Annotated in this window: 15 protein-coding genes and 1 tRNA gene; 7 read left to right on the forward strand and 9 right to left on the reverse strand. The window is 43.3% G+C overall.

What is annotated here, in order from left to right; translation table 11 throughout:
* Positions 1-32 precede the first annotated feature (32 nt).
* The 5 genes from C5471_RS15475 to aspA form a co-directional block, all read right to left on the reverse strand.
* Positions 33-108 (reverse strand) — tRNA-Phe (locus C5471_RS15475).
* 128 nt (positions 109-236) lie between these two features.
* Positions 237-809 carry a division control transcriptional repressor DicD gene (gene dicD, locus C5471_RS15480; RefSeq protein WP_133815650.1) on the reverse strand — a complete coding sequence of 191 codons (573 nt, stop codon included), beginning with the start codon at positions 807-809 and terminating at the stop codon, positions 237-239.
* Between the two features lie 16 nt (positions 810-825).
* Positions 826-2,553 carry a protein-disulfide reductase DsbD gene (locus C5471_RS15485; RefSeq protein WP_133815649.1) on the reverse strand — a complete coding sequence of 576 codons (1,728 nt, stop codon included), beginning with the start codon at positions 2,551-2,553 and terminating at the stop codon, positions 826-828.
* 180 nt (positions 2,554-2,733) lie between these two features.
* On the reverse strand, positions 2,734-4,035 hold the full coding sequence (locus C5471_RS15490; RefSeq protein WP_133815648.1) for an anaerobic C4-dicarboxylate transporter: 1,302 nt from the start codon (positions 4,033-4,035) through the stop codon (positions 2,734-2,736).
* Positions 4,036-4,259: 224 nt separating this feature from the next.
* A complete protein-coding gene (gene aspA, locus C5471_RS15495) occupies positions 4,260-5,684 on the reverse strand; it encodes an aspartate ammonia-lyase (RefSeq protein WP_133815647.1) in 1,425 nt (474 codons plus the stop codon).
* A gap of 377 nt (positions 5,685-6,061) precedes the next feature.
* Between aspA and C5471_RS15500 the strand changes: the two genes are divergently transcribed.
* The 4 genes from C5471_RS15500 (at position 6,062) to C5471_RS15515 (ending at position 10,177) form a co-directional block, all read left to right on the forward strand.
* Positions 6,062-6,550 carry an FxsA family protein gene (locus C5471_RS15500; protein WP_133815646.1) on the forward strand — a complete coding sequence of 163 codons (489 nt, stop codon included), beginning with the start codon at positions 6,062-6,064 and terminating at the stop codon, positions 6,548-6,550.
* Positions 6,551-6,748: 198 nt separating this feature from the next.
* Positions 6,749-7,042, forward strand: a complete 294-nt coding sequence (locus tag C5471_RS15505; RefSeq protein WP_011148251.1) for a co-chaperone GroES — start codon at positions 6,749-6,751, stop codon at positions 7,040-7,042.
* A 49-nt stretch (positions 7,043-7,091) separates the two neighbouring features.
* Positions 7,092-8,738: a chaperonin GroEL gene (gene groL, locus C5471_RS15510; protein ID WP_133815645.1), complete on the forward strand. Its 1,647-nt coding sequence runs from the start codon at positions 7,092-7,094 to the stop codon at positions 8,736-8,738.
* Positions 8,739-9,295: 557 nt separating this feature from the next.
* Complete coding sequence (locus C5471_RS15515) at positions 9,296-10,177, forward strand: LysR family transcriptional regulator (RefSeq protein ID WP_242688732.1); 882 nt, start codon at positions 9,296-9,298, stop codon at positions 10,175-10,177.
* A gap of 116 nt (positions 10,178-10,293) precedes the next feature.
* On the opposite strand, the gene C5471_RS15520 is transcribed toward C5471_RS15515, so the two are convergent.
* On the reverse strand, positions 10,294-11,484 hold the full coding sequence (locus C5471_RS15520) for an MFS transporter (RefSeq protein WP_133815643.1): 1,191 nt from the start codon (positions 11,482-11,484) through the stop codon (positions 10,294-10,296).
* Between the two features lie 201 nt (positions 11,485-11,685).
* Positions 11,686-11,934 carry a hypothetical protein gene (locus tag C5471_RS15525; RefSeq protein ID WP_133815642.1) on the reverse strand — a complete coding sequence of 83 codons (249 nt, stop codon included), beginning with the start codon at positions 11,932-11,934 and terminating at the stop codon, positions 11,686-11,688.
* Between the two features lie 513 nt (positions 11,935-12,447).
* Here C5471_RS15525 and C5471_RS15530 point away from each other — a divergent pair.
* A complete protein-coding gene (locus C5471_RS15530) occupies positions 12,448-14,721 on the forward strand; it encodes a zinc/cadmium/mercury/lead-transporting ATPase (RefSeq protein WP_133815641.1) in 2,274 nt (757 codons plus the stop codon).
* Positions 14,722-14,902: 181 nt separating this feature from the next.
* Here the strand turns inward: C5471_RS15530 and tusA are convergent, their stop codons facing one another.
* Entirely contained in the window at positions 14,903-15,151 is a 249-nt protein-coding gene (gene tusA, locus C5471_RS15535) for a sulfurtransferase TusA (RefSeq protein WP_133815640.1), read from the reverse strand.
* Between the two features lie 185 nt (positions 15,152-15,336).
* On the opposite strand from tusA, the gene C5471_RS15540 reads away from it, so the two are divergent.
* Together C5471_RS15540 and C5471_RS15545 are read left to right on the forward strand one after the other, a co-directional pair.
* Positions 15,337-16,011 carry a 7-cyano-7-deazaguanine/7-aminomethyl-7-deazaguanine transporter gene (locus C5471_RS15540; RefSeq protein ID WP_133815639.1) on the forward strand — a complete coding sequence of 225 codons (675 nt, stop codon included), beginning with the start codon at positions 15,337-15,339 and terminating at the stop codon, positions 16,009-16,011.
* Positions 16,012-16,259: 248 nt separating this feature from the next.
* Positions 16,260-17,360, forward strand: a complete 1,101-nt coding sequence (locus tag C5471_RS15545; RefSeq protein ID WP_133815638.1) for a glycerol dehydrogenase — start codon at positions 16,260-16,262, stop codon at positions 17,358-17,360.
* A gap of 218 nt (positions 17,361-17,578) precedes the next feature.
* Here the strand turns inward: C5471_RS15545 and C5471_RS15550 are convergent, their stop codons facing one another.
* Positions 17,579-18,010 carry a DUF29 domain-containing protein gene (locus C5471_RS15550; protein WP_133815637.1) on the reverse strand — a complete coding sequence of 144 codons (432 nt, stop codon included), beginning with the start codon at positions 18,008-18,010 and terminating at the stop codon, positions 17,579-17,581.
* Between the last annotated feature and the right edge of the window lie 602 nt (positions 18,011-18,612).

Consider the following 18,612-nt stretch of genomic DNA (forward strand, 5'->3'; position numbering starts at 1 on the left):
CTTTTTTATCTCTCAACCAACGCGCTTTGAATTGGTGCCCGGAGGCGGAATCGAACCACCGACACGAGGATTTTCAATCCTCTGCTCTACCGACTGAGCTATCCGGGCAACGGGGCGCATTAAACCGCATTCAGCCTAAGTCGTCAATGCCTTTCTGATAAAAAATGATAAAAGACGATTGATTGCTGACTTTTTGCCCCAAATTTGTGTGGTTATTCATCTTAGGCTGATTTTTATTAGCTTAACGCACCATTTTTGCGGCATTTGGCGATAGCCAAAACATCTTCTGCCAGTAGTTTTGCCGTCGCGATATCATCAATATCCCGTTTGATCAGTAGCTTACTCAGGCAACCTTCCAAAATCAGCTCCATCTGTTTGGTAATCAGTTCACAATCTTCGATATCCAGTTGATGTAATAGCTCGGTGGTGTAATGGGAAGAACTCTGTTTTTGTAATTCAGCTAATTGATGGATAGGGTGGTCAGATTCAGGAAATGCACTACAGGCCGCGATAAACAGGCAGCCTGGATAGCGTTTCTCTTTTACTTTTTCACCAAGTGCTGCATAACGAGCCAGTAGCTTTTGCTCTGGTGTCAGATTTTCATCCAATAACATCTGTCGTTGCCAGATTTCAATCTGTTGACCGTGATAACGCAGGCTGTCATAAAGCAGTGCTTCCCGATCAGGCCAGAACTGCTTTAGATATTCCATATCCATGTTAAGTGAACCAAGGAGCATCTCAGTTGTGGCGGATAAGCCATGTTGCTCCAGTAAGTTTAAGACATGACTAAGAACGTGTTCTCGTTGCACGGTGTTCTCCTTCAGATCATTTTTGCAGGTGTTGCAAGTGTTCGTTAAAGCGGGTTGCATTCATAAAACCATTTACCCGTGAATCGGGGATCTCTTTTCCTTGAGAATCAAAAAACAGAATAGTCGGTAATCCCCGAACATTCAGCTTTTCCAACAGCTGTTTTTGCTGTGGGCTGTTATTTGTGACATTTGCCTGTAACAGCAAGGTTTCATGTAGTTGTGATTGAACCTGTGGATCACTGAAAGTATATTTTTCAAATTCTTTACATGCGGCACACCAGTCAGCATAGAAATCAAGCATGACGGTTTTATGATTGTTTTGTGCCATTAGGTGTTCCAATTCTTGCCAGTTATTTATCTGGCGGAAATTGAGGCTGTGTTGTGATTGTGGTGTCACTGTCGTACCCCAAAACCCATCCTGCAATGGGCGGGTGGCGATCAGCATCAGAACTAACAATATCAGTTGCATGACTCTCATCCAACCATTTTGGCTTCTGAGTGTCAGAGCAAATCCCCATCCCAGGAAACTGACCGCCAGCAGGCTCCATAACCGTATTCCCCATATATCACCGATAACTCTTTCCAGCAGAAAAACAGGCAGTGCAAGAATAATGAAGCCAAAAGCTTCTTTGACATACTGCATCCAGGGACCGCTGCGTGGCAGGAGTTTATGACCAAACAGGGTAACGGCAATAAGCGGTAATCCCATTCCTAAAGCATAAAGATAAAGGGTTACGCCCCCTGCCACTGTATTACCACTTTGGGCAATGTAGAGCAGAATGGCGCTTAAAGGCGCGGTGGTGCAAGGAGAACAAATTAATCCCGCTAACGCCCCCATAGCGAATACACCAAAGAATGAGCCACTTTTTTGTTGGTTACTCCAGTTGACCAGGCGAGTCTGAACTGAGGAAGGTAGTTGCAGGGAATAGAGGCCGAACATCGACAGTGCCAGTAGAATAAACAGTATCGACAAACCAATCAGCACATATGGATGTTGCAGTGCGGCCTGAAATTGTAAACCCGCAGCAGCGATAATCAATCCAAGTAAGGTGTAGGTGATTGCCATTCCCTGAACGTAGCTTAGTGCTAACCAGAAGATCTGTTTTAGATTTTTGGGGTGCTGGCTACCAAGAATAATGCCGGAAATCAGTGGATACATCGGTAGTACACAAGGTGTAAAGGCGATACCAATGCCAATCAAAAGTGCCCAAAGTGGTGAGAAAGGTAAATTTTGCTGGTCATTTGATGCGCTTTCTGGCGCTTTTCGAACAGATTCGGCGGGTATTACGTTAGTTGTTTTTGATGGGATAACCGTACTTAATGGAACAAGGCGGGTTTCCGGTGGATAGCAATATCCTGCCGCGGCACAGCCCTGATAAGTGACGACGATATTGGATTTATCATTCGCCTCTGTAATAGGAACATTTAATGCGAGTTGTTGGAAATAAACTTCAGTTTCACCAAAGAATTCATCCTGATGAGCCGTACCTTGTGGCAATGTAATTTTACCTAGTGTGGTTTGTTGTGGCTCAATACGAAGTTGTTTGCGGTAAAGGTAATAACCCGGTTTGATCTGCCAATTTAGTGTCAGTTTGTCGCCTTTTTGCTGAAAATCAAACATGAATGCCTGATCTGCCGGCAAATACAGGTTTTGCCCCGGTTGTTCAAACAGCGCATTCGCTGCCAGTGGGGTAAACATCGTACTGCAAAGCAGTAAAAACAATATCAGAGTACGTTTAATCATAAGGTTAATGATCGCTAGATAGAATAGAAATATTCAGCACTATAACCGATGGCTGTCAGACCAGAAAGTGTTCTGGTTAAGATTAAGACAATAATCAAGGGTTTTCAGAGAAAAGAGCATCATTTCAGGGAAGAGTTCAGGGGCGGTGTACGCCCCTGAATTAGGTTGTTATTGACGGGATTAGAGGATCATACCACCGAACAAGAAGCCGAAGGCAACAGCCAAAGCAACCCCTATGGTGCCGGGAATAAAGAACGGGTGGTTGAAGACGAAACGGCCGATACGGGTAGTTCCGGTGTCATCCATCTGAACTGCGGCAACCAAGGTTGGATAAGTAGGTAGAATAAACAATCCGGAAACTGCGGAGAAAGAAGCGATTGCCGTCAGTGGTGTGACGTTCAGAACCAGAGCCATTGGCATCAGCGCTTTTGCTGTTGCAGCCTGTGAATAGAGCAGGGCGGAACAGAAGAAGAAAATAACCGCCAGCAACCAGGGTTGAGATTGGATTAAGCCGCCGGCAGTGCCTTTGATCCAATCAATATTCGCCTGTACAAAAGTGTCACCTAGCCATGCAACACCCAGAATACAGATACATGCGCTCATTCCTGCTTTAAAGGTACTGGAGTTTAGAATGGCGTCAGTATCAACTGAGCAGGACATCGTGGTGATAGTTGCGACACTCAACATAATGATCAGAATCGCGTGAGTGGTATTCATCAGTGGCTCTTCAACCAGACCGATACTTGGGCTGTTGACGATAGCGTAAATAACAACACTGATAACGCCTGCCAAGAACAACAGAACGGAAGTTTTAGCTCTTGGTTTAATTTCAATCTGTTTGCTGCCACGCAGAGTCACCAGGTTTTCTGCCAGACGTTTCAGATAAACGGGGTCATCAGACAGTTTAGAATTGAATACCCAGGAGATGATAAAGGACATCAGAACGATAGCCGCAAAAGTGGATGGCAACAGAACCATCAGCAGATGAATATAGCTGACACCGTGGCCTTCCATTAGAGAAGACATATAAACGACCGCAGCGGAGATTGGCGAAGCGGTGATGCCAATCTGGGCTGCAACAACCGCAGTGGAAAGCGGACGGCATGGTTTAATGCCTTGTTCTTTTGCAACCTCAGCAATGACTGGCAGGGCTGACAGAGAGATGTTACCTGTACCTGCAAACAGTGTCAGGAAATAGGTAACGATAGGCGCGAGGATCGTGATGTATTTTGGATTTTTACGCAGCAATTTTTCAGTTTGTTGAACCAGATAATCCAGACCACCGGCAACTTGCATTGCCGAGATTGCCGCGATGACCGCCATAATGATGGAAATAACATCGAATGGAATATGCCCCGGTTTAACGCCAATTGCTGACAGTACCAAAACGCCAAGACCACCGGCAAATCCAATGCCGATCCCCCCTAATCTTGCACCTAGGAAGATGGCCAGCAGAACGATAACCAATTCTACGGCTAACATAATATTTACTCCTTGAAATAATTAAAAATTTGAAAATTTTAGGTTAATACTTTGTGCATGTAGGGAAGTAAAAAGGCACGCTATCCAATTGGAGTTGCGTGCCTTGTTGCTAAGAGCTATTTTTTATTATATTCAACAAATTATTACCATTCTCATTAGGCTGTTTTATTTGTCATTCTTTGCCGTTAAGAGCGGCTTGTAACAATAACGCCTACTCGATAGGTTTAATCATCACAACGTTTGGCCTTATAAGCTGGACGTTTTAAGTTTTCTACACAGAAGATATCATCCAGCTCAGTTTCGGTCAGTAAGCCACGTTCCAGCACGACTTCACGAACACTCTTACCGGTTTCAGCACAGATCTTACCAACGATATCACCATTATGGTGACCGATGAATGGGTTCAGATAAGTAACGATACCGATCGAGTTGAATACGAAGTTTTCGCAAACTTCTTTGTTCGCCGTGATGCCGTTAATGCATTTTTCTACCAGGTTGCGGCAAGCGTTGCTTAACAGGGAGATAGATTCGAACATGGCCTGACCAATAGCGGGTTCCATTACGTTTAGCTGTAACTGACCAGCTTCGGATGCCATAGTAACACAAATATCGTTGCCGATGACTTTGAAGCAAACCTGATTCACAACCTCTGGAATAACAGGGTTAACTTTTGCCGGCATGATAGAAGAACCCGCCTGCAATTCAGGCAGGTTGATTTCGTTCAGACCGGCACGAGGACCGGAAGAGAGTAAACGCAAGTCATTACAGATTTTAGACAGTTTAACCGCCAGACGTTTCAGCGCGCCGTGAACCATAACGTAAGCACCGCAATCGGAAGTTGCTTCAATCAGGTCCTCGGCAGGTATGCAAGGTAAACCAGTGACCTCGGCCAGTTTTTCAACCGCTAATTTTTGATAACCTGGTGCGGTGTTCAGACCGGTGCCGATAGCAGTAGCGCCAAGGTTAACTTCCAACAACAGTTGAGAAGTCCGGTTCAGGTTTTTAACTTCTTCTTTCAGCAGGATTGAGAACGCGTTGAATTCCTGTCCCAGCGTCATAGGAACTGCGTCCTGTAACTGGGTGCGGCCCATTTTCAGAATGTCATCAAATTCTTTGGCTTTTTTATCGAAGCCGGTGATCAACAGTTCAAGAGACTCGATCAGTTTCATGATGGCGTTATAAACTGCGATTCGAAAACCCGTTGGGTAGGCATCGTTGGTTGACTGGCTTTTATTCAGATGATCATTGGGGTTCAGGTACTCATATTCACCTTTTTTATGACCTAACAATTCCAAACCGATGTTTGCCAGAACCTCGTTGGTATTCATGTTGAGTGAAGTACCGGCACCGCCCTGAAACACGTCAACTGGGAATTGGTCCATATATTTGCCAGTGGTAAGTATTTCGTCACAGGCTTTGATAATGATATCCGCAATTTTTTTTGGAATAGTTTGCAATTCCTTGTTAGCCAAGGCGGCGGCTTTTTTTACCATCACCATGCCACGGATAAATTCGGGTACATCATTAATGGTGTTGTTACTGATGTAGAAGTTTTCAATCGCACGTAAGGTGTGAATACCGTAATAGGCTTCAGCGGGGACTTCTCGTTTACCTAACAGGTCTTCTTCGATACGAATGTTGTTTGACATGAGAACCTTCTTATTAGATTACGTTTTTACTGTCTAATTATGCGTTTGTTAAATAATTATGTTGCCAACAGCAATAGTTGTGATACGAACCCTTTATCACCAGATTGCTGGCGTGATCATATGCTGGTTAGCAATAAATGCATTGAATCTGGATCACTTTATAGTGGTATTTGCTTAACGTGATTTGATATATGTGACATCTATCACAATTATGAACCTAATCAGTAAGATTTTCAGAGGATTGAAAACGATGGTTGTGACCCCAATCATATCTCTAATAAACTGAAAAAATGTTAATTTGGTTGTTCCTTGGATTTTGTTGATATGATTTATTCAGGATACAACCTTTTCATCCACATCAATTGAAGGAGCACCAAGTGCGTTGGTTGCCATTGATCCTGATATTTTTGCTTGTCTACATTGAGTCAACCTTATTTGTACGTGTTGCCTCTGAATTAGGTGTGTTGTTAACTCTGTTACTGGTGTTGTTTACTTCTTGTGTCGGTATCTCTCTGGTACGCAATCAGGGAATAAAGAATTTTATCCAGATCCAGCAAAAGCTGGTTGCCGGGGAGAGTCCGGCGGCAGAAATGGTAAAAAGTGTGTCTCTTTTGCTGGCAGGTTTCCTGTTACTATGCCCTGGTTTTTTTACTGATTTCCTTGGCTTGCTGCTGTTACTGCCGCCGGTTCAAAAAACATTAATGATGAAACTGATGCCGCATATCAATTTCTATCGCCCTCATAATAGCGGTGGGTTCAAACGCGAGAGTAATACCTTTGAGGGGGAATACGAGCGCAAGCAAGATGATCCCTCCCGTAAGTTGAACGACCCTAAATCCGATGACGACGAACATAAGCCCCGTTGATAAGAGGTTATCTGCTGAATGTTTTGTCAAATCATTGGCTTCTTTCTTGTAGGTAAGAAAAAAGTAAAATATTTTTTTTCCTGCCCTTGAAGTATCATAAATAAGTCCCCATTTAATCTATTATGATACTAGTTCAATGAAAGCATACTGGTATCAATCCTCTTACCTGATATGGACTTTCTTATAGGAGAGCTATCAATGAATATTCGTCCATTGCATGATCGTGTAATCGTCAAGCGTAAAGAAGTTGAATCAAAATCTGCTGGCGGTATTGTGCTGACTGGCACTGCTGCGGGTAAATCTACTCGTGGTGAAGTTTTGGCTGTAGGCAATGGCCGCATCCTTGAAAGCGGTGACGTAAAAGCACTGTGTGTGAAAGTTGGAGATATCGTTATTTTTAACGATGGTTACGGTGTTAAGTCAGAGAAGATCGACAACGAAGAAGTGTTGATCATGTCTGAAAGCGACATTCTGGCAATTGTTGAAGCGTAATTGTTGCGCTTAGATCTTCTTAACTGAACGAATTTAAAGGAAAGAAACAATGGCAGCTAAAGACGTAAAATTTGGTAGCGACGCTCGCGTTAAGATGCTACGTGGTGTGAATATTCTTGCTGATGCAGTAAAAGTAACCCTCGGCCCTAAAGGCCGTAACGTTGTTCTGGATAAATCTTTTGGTGCGCCTTCAATCACTAAGGACGGCGTTTCTGTTGCTCGTGAAATTGAACTGGAAGACAAGTTCGAAAACATGGGTGCTCAGATGGTGAAAGAAGTTGCCTCTAAAGCGAATGATGCTGCGGGTGACGGTACAACCACTGCAACTGTATTGGCTCAATCTATTGTTACTGAAGGTCTGAAAGCCGTAGCCGCTGGCATGAACCCAATGGATCTGAAACGTGGTATTGATAAAGCCGTGATTGCCGCAGTTGCAGAACTGAAAAAGCTGTCCGTACCTTGCTCAGATTCCACCTCTATTGCTCAGGTAGGTACTATCTCCGCTAATTCCGACGAAACTGTGGGTAAATTGATCGCAGAAGCGATGGATAAAGTCGGTAAAGAAGGTGTAATCACCGTTGAAGAAGGTACAGGCCTGGAAGATGAACTGGATGTCGTTGAAGGCATGCAGTTTGACCGTGGCTACCTCTCTCCTTATTTCATCAACAAACCAGAAAACGGTTCTGTTGAGTTAGAAAACCCATATATTCTTCTGGTAGATAAAAAAATCTCCAATATCCGTGAACTGTTGCCAGTTCTGGAAGGCGTAGCTAAGGCAAGTAAGCCTTTGCTGATTGTTGCTGAAGATGTTGAAGGTGAAGCACTGGCAACTTTGGTTGTTAACACTATGCGTGGCATCGTAAAAGTTGCTGCGGTTAAAGCGCCTGGTTTCGGTGACCGCCGTAAAGCTATGTTGCAGGATATCGCTGTTCTGACTAACGGTATCGTTATTTCTGAAGAGATCGGTCTGGAGCTGGAAAAAGCGACTCTGGAAGATCTGGGTCAGGCAAAACGTATCGTTATCAACAAAGACACCACAACCATTATTGACGGTGTTGGCGAAGAGACTGCGATTTCTGGCCGTGTTGTTCAGATCCGTCAGCAGATCGAAGAGTCTACTTCTGATTACGACCGTGAAAAACTGCAAGAGCGCGTAGCTAAACTGGCTGGCGGTGTTGCTGTTATCAAAGTCGGTGCTGCAACAGAAGTTGAAATGAAAGAAAAACGTGCCCGTGTTGACGATGCTCTGCATGCAACTCGCGCAGCAGTGGAAGAAGGCGTGGTAGCTGGTGGTGGTGTTGCACTGGTTCGCGTTGCTGCTTCTATCGCTGGTCTGAAAGGCGACAACGAAGATCAAAACGTAGGTATCCGTGTTGCAATGCGCGCAATGGAAGCACCTTTGCGTCAGATCGTTGACAACGCAGGTGAAGAACCCTCTGTTATCGCAAACAGCGTGAAAGCAGGTGAAGGCAATTACGGTTATAACGCGACTACTGAACAGTATGGCGATATGATCGCAATGGGTATTCTGGATCCAACTAAAGTGACCCGCTTTGCACTGCAATTCGCAGCATCTATTGCTGGCCTGATGATCACTACTGAATGTATGGTGACTGACTTGCCTAAAGATGATAAAGCTGATTTAGGTGCAGCAGGCGGTATGGGTGGCATGGGCGGTATGGGTGGCATGATGTAATGTGACGAAAGTCGCACTGCTTTGATGTAGCTATACGTCTTGTGTGAGCAGGTTAATCCTGCTCACACGTTATAGAAAACATGCTACATAATGAATAGTTGTGTGGTGTTTCAATTCAAATTCAAAATAAGTCACTGGCTGTGACAATAGCGATTTTCCCCACCGCGAAGTTGCAATCCACAATCACGGAGGATTCTTATGACCCGTCCCGAGTCAGATATATTGATACTTTTTCTTCTGGATCAGATGCCAAATTCAGACAGTAGCCGCTTTCCTCACCATACCTCGTGCAAATAATCCACTGACTCTCTCAGAGAATTTCCTCTTTTCTCAAAATCAACTCCCATAGGAGGAAGCTCAACGGGGTGATTCCCGCTGGTGAACCTTAAAATTAGGTGTTTTTTGGAAAGGGTAGACACTGAAATTACCGGGCTGTCATAGTAAAAATATATCTTTAACTTTAGAAAAAACGAGCTTATTAGACTAAAATTCATTTATTCATAGGATTTTGGAAAAAAATTCAAATATCTATGCACAAATTCAATAGATCTACAGAAATGGCTGTATTCGTTCAGGTGATTGAGTTGGAAAGCCTCTCCGCTGCTGCTCGCAAGCTCGGTATGACGCCATCAGCGGTCAGTAAGCTTATCAATCGACTGGAGATACGACTTGGTGTTCGGTTGCTCAATAGAACGACACGTAAGCTTCAGTTAACACCTGAGGGTTCTGTTTTCTATGAGCGCAGTATTAGGATTTTGGAGGACATCGTAGCCGCTGAACAAGAAGCAAATCAGGGGGCAGTGCCTCGTGGACGAATACGCGTGCATTGCCATGTTGCGTTTGGAAAGCACTGCTTGATGCCTTTGCTGCCGGATTTTCTGCAACGCTACCCAGAGATCACACTCGACATCTCATTGTGCGACTTGGTAGTGGATTTACTTGATGATCGCAGTGATGTGGCGATTCGCGTTGGTCCTCTGGACGACCCGCGTCTTATGGTGTGGCGGTTGGGCTCAAGCCGAATGGTTGTGGTAGGAGCTCCTTCATACCTTGAAAGGATGGGGATACCTTCTACGCCTGGAGACCTCGGTCGCTACAATCGGCTCGGTTTTGGCTTTACCCGCCATGTGAAAGTCTGGCCTTTCATTGATTCAGAAGAGCGGGTGCAACAACTGCCTTCAGGTAATTTATTGCTCGGTGATGGAGAAACCATGCGTAAAGCTGCGATAGCCGGACTTGGTTTAGCTCGTTTGGCACGTTTCCATGTGAATGCCGATATTCAGGCTGGTCTGCTGCTGCCTGTACTTGAAAATTATAATCCTGGTGATGAGGAAAAAATATATGCAGTTTTTGTTGGCCCAGGCCGCCAATTTCCATCACGAGTTCGAGTATTTCTGGACTATCTGACAGAGAATATCCACATTGGTGATGAGGAGTGATAATTGCTAAATATGACTTTCCCTTACCAACCATGCGTGAAATGGATTACTCTGCTAATAGATGTTACCGTTCATTCATAGCCGCCCGCTTATTTGCTCTGTGTTGGAAGAGATCTTTAGTGTGTTTGCCTGAGCGACAATTTCAGGCTAAACACATAAAGAAAAATAACCATTAAAGACAAGATAATGAGTGAATATGACATTATTTGCCATCCGAAAGTTTCGGTAAAATATGCAACTGCCGGAAAGAGTATTAAAACGATTAAACGTGCAAATGTTGATAATAAAGAGTCAAATGTTGATCTCAGGCTGGCATCAAAATAATCGTGATAAACAGCTCTCAATCCCATTGTTAGATATTGGTTACTACCAAACATAAAAATTAAAGCTACAGGTATTAAGTATGGATAACTCTTCCCTCCTGGCAAGCATATTCCGCTGGAAACAAACATTAAAAGGAAGCCAAACCAAATCAATTTTTTGTTGTCACTGATTTTACTGATGATCCATCCTGCAACAGATTGAGCCATAAGAATAAAAACAAATAATATTCCATATGACAAGGAACTTTTAACTCCGCCAGAAAATCCATGAAAAGCGTAGGGTTGCCAATACTGAAGTAATATTTGGAAATACACTATATTTGTAACAACAGAGAAAAATACAAATAAGAAACCTTTACTTCCTTTAATTAAAAGAGAATATATTTCCTTTATGTCATTTATTAACCCTGATTTTTTCCCATTTACCGATTTAACCTTTGATTCAGGAAGAAAAAAGGAAAAAAACATCAATATAAAACTACCGGTTCCGGCAAGAATCCATATCCATCTTGAATCTATATCACCTATTGCAGCGCCAATCATAGCGGCAATAGCCATAGACATATAATGATATTTACCGTTAATTCCCAGTATCCGATGAGTGTCTTTACCACCCTCTGATTTATATACATCAATCAAGTATGAATTATATGTTCCACCTATTATCGTCAAAGAGATCGCGTTAAAAAACTCAGCCAGATAAAAACCATATAAAGTGGATGAAACCCCCGTTAAAACCAGCCAAGCTCCGCCAAAAAAAACAGAAAGAGCTATCGCATATTTTCTACTGATCTTATCAGCAAGATAAGAGGTTGGTATATCCAATATAAAAAAAACGCTGGCCTGCATGGTTTTCATTAAACCAAGATCGACAAGAGATACACCTTTACTTAAAAGATAAATCGATGAAGTAGCACCAATAAGCATTCTCAAAGAATTAAAAACAACAGAATAAGTGATTATTATCTTTGTCGAAGACCACATATATTACACCCTTCATTTTTAAATATCTCTTGCGTTTCTATTTTTATTTTACGAGAGTGAATTCCAATTCTTCTATTCTTACTAAGTATCTCACCATACCCACCTAAGAATCTCATAATATCCCCAAAGGCATATGAAGCAGCTACGCCATTGACACTAGGGAAAGTCGCTGCTTTGAAATCAGAATTTATTGTTGTCAAATTATCTTGTAGCTTTTTCTCTAAAAAGAGAAAGGGAGAAATTTATGTCATCCTCGCTCACATCATTAACATTATTTTTTATGTATTCATAGAGGTTATCAGTATCCGTTTCTTTTTTTAAAAAAGAAGCGATTTTAACTAAAGATTCAAATTTCTTCTTCTGTGGTATGAATACTTGACTAGAACCCACACCAAAAACCCCGCCAGATTCGAACCTTCCAGCTTGAATATATCTAGCAATCTTAACCATAAACACGCCTATATTTTATATGTTGGGTACTATGCCGTAGAAATAATCTTCCACGGCATAAAACATAAGAGTTATTGATGTAATTAGTTGGAAGTCATACTGATCATTTTATCTCTCCTGAAGCAAGAACACTGATAAACTTCATTAACAAATTCACAACAACTTTTTCACGTAATAAAAAATAAGTCAACAAAAATATTATCAAGCATCATAACTATAACTGCACTGGCTTTTCTCAACATAAAAATGTACTCACACAAAAACCTTGCGTCATGAATATGAGAAAAAACTCTAATGGTGCCTCGTACATATTCCCTCTGTAAGTGTTTACTTGCATTACACCTCGCTTATCTGCTCTACCATGAAGCTCCTCTATTGCAGATGAAAATGAGTATTAATGATAAGTAGTACAATTCACCAATTTATTTTCTCTTTTTCATTTGACTCTAGAGTAGGCTCCAGAGTGTAGAGTTTAGTCATTATCGTTGAATTGACTCTCTATAGGGGGAGCCCATGCACTCAAACAAAAATAACGCTCACCAGCATAACCACCAGCATGGAAGCAGTTGTGGTTCTACTGCCTGCACAGATCAGGCAAAAACCGTTAGTGAGCATTCACATAACCATGAACATGATGAGTCTTATTCACATGAGCACAATCATTCCCATGATGTACAAGAGACACAAGCGCCTGAGCTTTTGGCAAACCAGCGTTTTAGTTGGATTGTTAATGGCATGGATTGCCCAAGCTGTGCTCGCAAAATTGAAACGGCAGTCAGTAAAATTCCAGAAGTGAAGCAAGCCAAAGTTCTATTTGCAACTGAAAAACTGGTCGTGGATGCTGATACAGATATACGTTCGGCAGTTATCCAAGCCGTTAATCAGGCTGGATTTGACCTACATAACCCAGATTCAAATCAGAAGGCAGCAAAAAGCAGTCGCTGGAAAGAATTTGCACCGATCATCATTCTTTCACTGATGATGCTAACAAGCTGGGGAATTTCCAATGTTAACGCCCCACTTGGTCGTATTGCCTTTATTATCACCACCGTCATTGGATTGGTGCCTATTGCCCGCAAAGCTTGGCAGCTAATACGGTCAGGCACACCATTCGCTATTGAAACATTGATGAGCGTTGCGGCAATCGGCGCGCTATTTATTGATGCCACCGCCGAAGCGGCAATGGTACTGCTGCTGTTTATGCTTGGTGAAATGCTGGAATCCTACGCAGCTGGCCGCGCACGTCTAGGCGTGAGCGCATTGATGGCATTGGTCCCGGAAGAAGCACTGTTGGTAAAAAATGGTGAGAAAAAAACTGTCCCGGTCGCCGATCTACGCCCCGGAGATATTATTGAGGTTGCACCAGGTGGACGTTTACCGACTGATGCTGAATTACTCAGTTCATTCGCCAGCTTTGATGAAAGTGCTCTGACAGGTGAATCCATTCCAGTTGAACGAATGCTGGGAGAAAAAGTCCCGGCAGGTTGTCTGTCTGTGGATCGTTCAGTACAGATGAAAGTGCTGTCCGAACAGGGTAACAACGCTATTGACCGCATCCTGCAACTGATTGAAGAAGCAGAAGAACGCCGCGCACCTATTGAGCGCTTTATTGATCGTTTCAGCCGGATTTACACGCCGCTGATTATGCTATTTTCTGCGTTGGTGATTATAATTCCACCCATAGTATTCAGCCAACCGTGGGAAACTTGGATTTACCGTGGCCTGACTTTACTACTGATTGGTTGCCCTTGTGCTCTGGTGATTTCCACACCAGCTGCAATCACCTCAGCACTTGCCGCCGCAACCCGCCGGGGTGCGCTGATTAAAGGTGGTGCAGCACTGGAGCAACTTGGCCGAATCACAACCATCGCCTTTGATAAGACAGGTACACTGACCGCCGGTAAACCCCAAGTCACTGATGTACAACCAGTAGAAAATATCAACGAATCTCAGCTATTAGCTCTGGCCTCCGCAGTAGAAAGCGGCTCTCATCACCCACTGGCCAAAGCTATCCTGCAACATACGGAAAGTAAAAACATTAATGTCAATGAAGCTGATCATCGTAAGGCGCTGGCAGGTATTGGTGTTGAAGGTCAGTTAGACGGCAAACGCATTCTAGTCAGTGCGCCCGGAAAACTGCCAGAGGGCACGTTATCCAATCGTTGGAAACAAAAAATTGCTCAATTAGAAGATCACGGTAAAACCGTTGTTGCCGTGATGCATGATGGACGATTCACCGGCCTTATCGCTATGCAAGATACATTGCGTCAGGATGCAATAGATGCCATTCGTTTACTAAAAGATCAGGGTATAAAATCAGTAATGCTAACAGGTGATAACCCGCGTGCTGCGACCGCAATTGCGGGTCAGTTAGGAATAGATTTCCGCGCTGGATTAATGCCGGAAGATAAAGTCAACGCTGTTATGACGCTGAATAAAGATCACAGCACAATGATGGTCGGTGACGGCATTAATGACGCACCTGCAATGAAAGCTTCCAGTATCGGTGTGGCTATGGGAAGCGGTACTGATGTTGCGTTGGAAACCGCAGATGCAGCATTGACTCACAACCGTCTGACCGGTTTGTCGGAAATCATCGCCCTTTCTCGCGCCACTCACAATAATATCCGCCAGAACATTGCTATTGCGCTGGGATTAAAAGGGGTTTTCCTTGTCACCAGTCTGTTGGGTATTACGGGTCTGTGGATGGCAGTACTCGCGGACTCTGGCGCTACCGCTCTTGTGACGGCAAACGCTGTCAGGTTACTGAGAATGAAAGTGAAATAATGAAATCTGTTTAGCGCTATACAGTGAGTGATTTCTGTAATATCAATCAGGATATGGGTCTTATTCCGACGGTCGGCCCATATCCTGTGCCCGTGGTCTGGCTCACCCTCCATCTCAGTAATTTCCGCCGCCGTAGAACCGGAAGCTTCCCGTCACTTTTATAGCCTGTTCAACGTTAATGTTAGCCCTCTTTTTTCCGCACCAGATAGCGATAAGGCATCTGTTCTGTTTCTTGCGCCACGAGCTGATGCTCCATAAAACGGCAGAAACCGGGAATATCACGCGTGGTTGCCGGATCATCAGCAAGAATTAATAACATCTGCCCTGCTTCCATATGACGTACGGTTTTCCGTACCATCATCACAGGCTCAGGACAACGAAGTCCTTGTGTATCAAGAGTCTTATCTGGATTGGCAAAAACATCTGGCATAACTATCTCTGTCATTTCAAGCAATTTATAAAAGTAGATTATATTATAAAAAAGCTATCAAAAATTAACTTTACAGGCTGGCATTTTGATTTTGTGGGCAACAGACGTATCATACGATGCACTGTCGGCTAAAGCGGCAGATATTTCATTGGGTTCCCTCACCCCATTATCCAAAAAGGTACAATATGCTTTCATTGACTACAACTACGCAGCAACGAACTACTGCTTTGATTTGGCTTTCTTTATTTCATATACTGATTATGACTTCTAGTAATTATCTGGTGCAATTACCTGTCTCTATTTTTGGTTTTCATACCACTTGGGGAGCCTTTACTTTTCCATTTATTTTTCTTACAACAGATTTGACGGTTCGTATCTATGGTGCCCCGCTGGCAAGGCGAATCATTACTACTGTTATGATCCCTGCACTATTGATCTCTTATATTATTTCAGCCCTCTTCTTCCAAGGAACGTGGCAAAAGTTTACAGCGCTGTTTGAATTCAATCTATTTGTCGCCCGTATCGCTTGTGCCAGCTTTATGGCCTATTCACTTGGGCAAATACTGGATGTATACGTCTTCAACCGCCTACGCCAAAAACGTAACTGGTGGGTCGCTCCCGCCGTCGCTATGTTCTTTGGCAATCTGCTTGATACTCTTGCCTTTTTCTTTATCGCCTTCTACCGCAGTACTGATGCCTTCATGGCCGCTAACTGGGTCGAGATTGGATTAGTGGATTACTGTTTTAAATTATTAATATGCTTGCTCTTTTTTCTGCCAGCTTACGGCATTTCACTGAACCTGATTCTGAAATATTTTTTCGCTTACCCGGCTGGCAATGCTCATATCCACGTTCGCTGATTTTCATCTGCCCGGCAGATACCGGGCATAGATCAAAAAAATACATATTTCCCGCGATAAAACGGGTATAACGACTTTATTTATCCATAATCAACCATTATTTTTTATCATATAGTGTTAGTCTGTTAAGTCATTAAGTACTTTTTTCATCCGAAGCCAATTTCCTAGTCTGTCACATCCTGCTCCCTGTTTGTCAGGAAGATTTATACGGCAAACAGGCGTTGAGTTTCCACAAAAGGAGTATTTTTATGCTAAAAGTTATTCAATCTCCAGCCAAATATATTCAGGGACCTGATGCCCTGCTTCATATTGGTAAATACACAAAAGCCATCGCCGACCATGTTTTTGTTATTATCGGTAACTCTGCTATGAGATTAGTAGGAGATACCGTTCATAGCAGCCTGGAAGAATCTGATGTTACCAGCCATTTTGAAGTGTTTGGCGGTGAATGTAGCCGTAATGAAATTCAGCGCTTGTCTGACATGCTTAAAAAGCACGAATGCCAGGCTGTTATTGGTATCGGTGGCGGTAAAGTACAAGATACCGCAAAAGCAGTTGCTCACGAATCCAAATTACCTATTCTGATTGCACCAACTATCGCCTCGACTAACGCTCCAACCAGTGCTCTCTCTGTTGTTTATACCGATGACGGCGAATATGAGGATTATCTGTTTTTCCCAACTAACCCAGATATTGTACTGATTGATACCAGTATTATTGTTAAAGCCCCAACCCGCTTCCTGATTGCCGGAATTGGCGACGCACTGGCAACTTACTTCGAAGCACGCGTCTGTTATGCCGGCCATAAGCCTAGAATGACCGGTGGTGGAATATCTCGCACTGCGATGGCTCTTTCCCATCTCTGTTACGAAACTTTATTGGAAGAAGGTTATAAAGCAAAACTGGCTGTTGAGGCAGGGGTCAGTACACCTGCGGTGGAAAATGTTATTGAAGCCACTACTTATTTGAGTGGCCTGGGCTTTGAAAATACGGGTGTTGCTGGCGCTCATTCTGTACACAACGGCCTTACCGTATTGGAAGAATGTCACCATATGTATCACGGTGAAAAAGTCGCTTTCGGGGTATTGGTTCAGCTAGTGCTGGAAAATAGCCCAAATGAAGAATTGGATACTTTGCTTGATTTCTGCGTGCAGATCGGTCTACCGATTACGTTAGATCAACTTGGCGTGAAAGACGGTGAAAAACTGAAAGAGAAAGTGATGGCAGTGGCAGAGGCCTGTTGTGCTGAAGGCGAAGCCATTCACAACCTGCCTTTTGAAGTGACACCGGAAAAAGTGTATGCCGCTATTCTTACTGCTGACCGGATGGGGCGCGACTGGCTGTATTAAACCTGAAAAGAGTGGGGAAACTTCCCGCTCTTACTTTTTGTTCGGACAACCTAAAGCCACTATCGCTGATCTAAATTCGTTGTCAGAAGTCGGTAAAGGGTAAATCGTTTCTGTTAATGCCGTTCGCGGCGAGGTGAAAATAAATTGACCGGGTTATTGAACGACAAGAAAACGCACTGACCAAAACCAGTGCGTCAAGATAGATAAGTGCGTCGGGGTCATTCAGGCCAAAAATTCTCATCCATTATTTGCTCAAACGTCCAGGGGCAGGTTGCAGGAAATACATTCTGATTAATCATCGTTTCCTTTTCTGCTAATCGACGAGCAGCAATGTAAGCTTTTCCCAAATGCTCATCCAACTTATTTCTCAGACTGGGAGATTCTTTCAAACATTCAGCTGCCTTATCTCTTTGTTCTTCAATAGTCAGCTCCCAGCTACGCCCCCGGCGATTTGCCTGATATCTCCATTTCAACAAGTGTGCGAGTAAAATCTCCAGCCGGGACCGTAGTTCTCTGCGCTCACTTCGCCCCATTGCTTCTATTTCCTCAAGAAGATTTTCAGTATCCAGTTGCTCAAGATTACCAGAACGAAGCAAATTTGCCTGCTCCTGCGTCCAGCCATAAAAGTCACTGTCATAACGTGTTGTCATGGTTCCTCCATTGGCATATTATCAGCTATACAATCGTGTAGCTGATTAGTCTGTCAAATTACAGCCACATCGTCAAAGCCATATATCATCGTTAAAATCGATTAACAGCTCATTCCTCATAGATTGCAGTAGGAAAATCAGTACAGAAGATTCCTTCGTCTGGAATAGGACATAAAACGCACCGATCAAAGTCAGTACGTCAGATAGACAAGTGCGTCGGCGTTATTCAGGCCAAAAATTCTCATCCATTATTTGCTCAAACGTCCAGGGGCAAATAATAGAATATGCACAAAAATTGGGGTTTTTGTTTGATAAAGAACAAAAACGAACCAAAAACGCTCACCAGAAATTAAGTAAAGCTCGTTATTGTGACGATAGTCACAATTTCATTGGTAAAGTACGTTTTAAAAAGTTAACAAATCACTCAAAATTATCGCTAGGGCAAAACGATTTTAACAACTGAGTCTTGTCTCACAGATAGGTTGGGTTATTTCGACTATCATAATTTTCGTTATGGAAAATAATCACTTATAAAACCTCTCGCTTTTCCATCCGGTGGCATTAGTCAACCGGTGAGCTGTTCACATAACCAAAAAAGCCAT

Origin of the sequence: Photorhabdus tasmaniensis (assembly GCF_011189505.1) — a bacterium.
Taxonomy (GTDB): domain Bacteria; phylum Pseudomonadota; class Gammaproteobacteria; order Enterobacterales; family Enterobacteriaceae; genus Photorhabdus; species Photorhabdus tasmaniensis.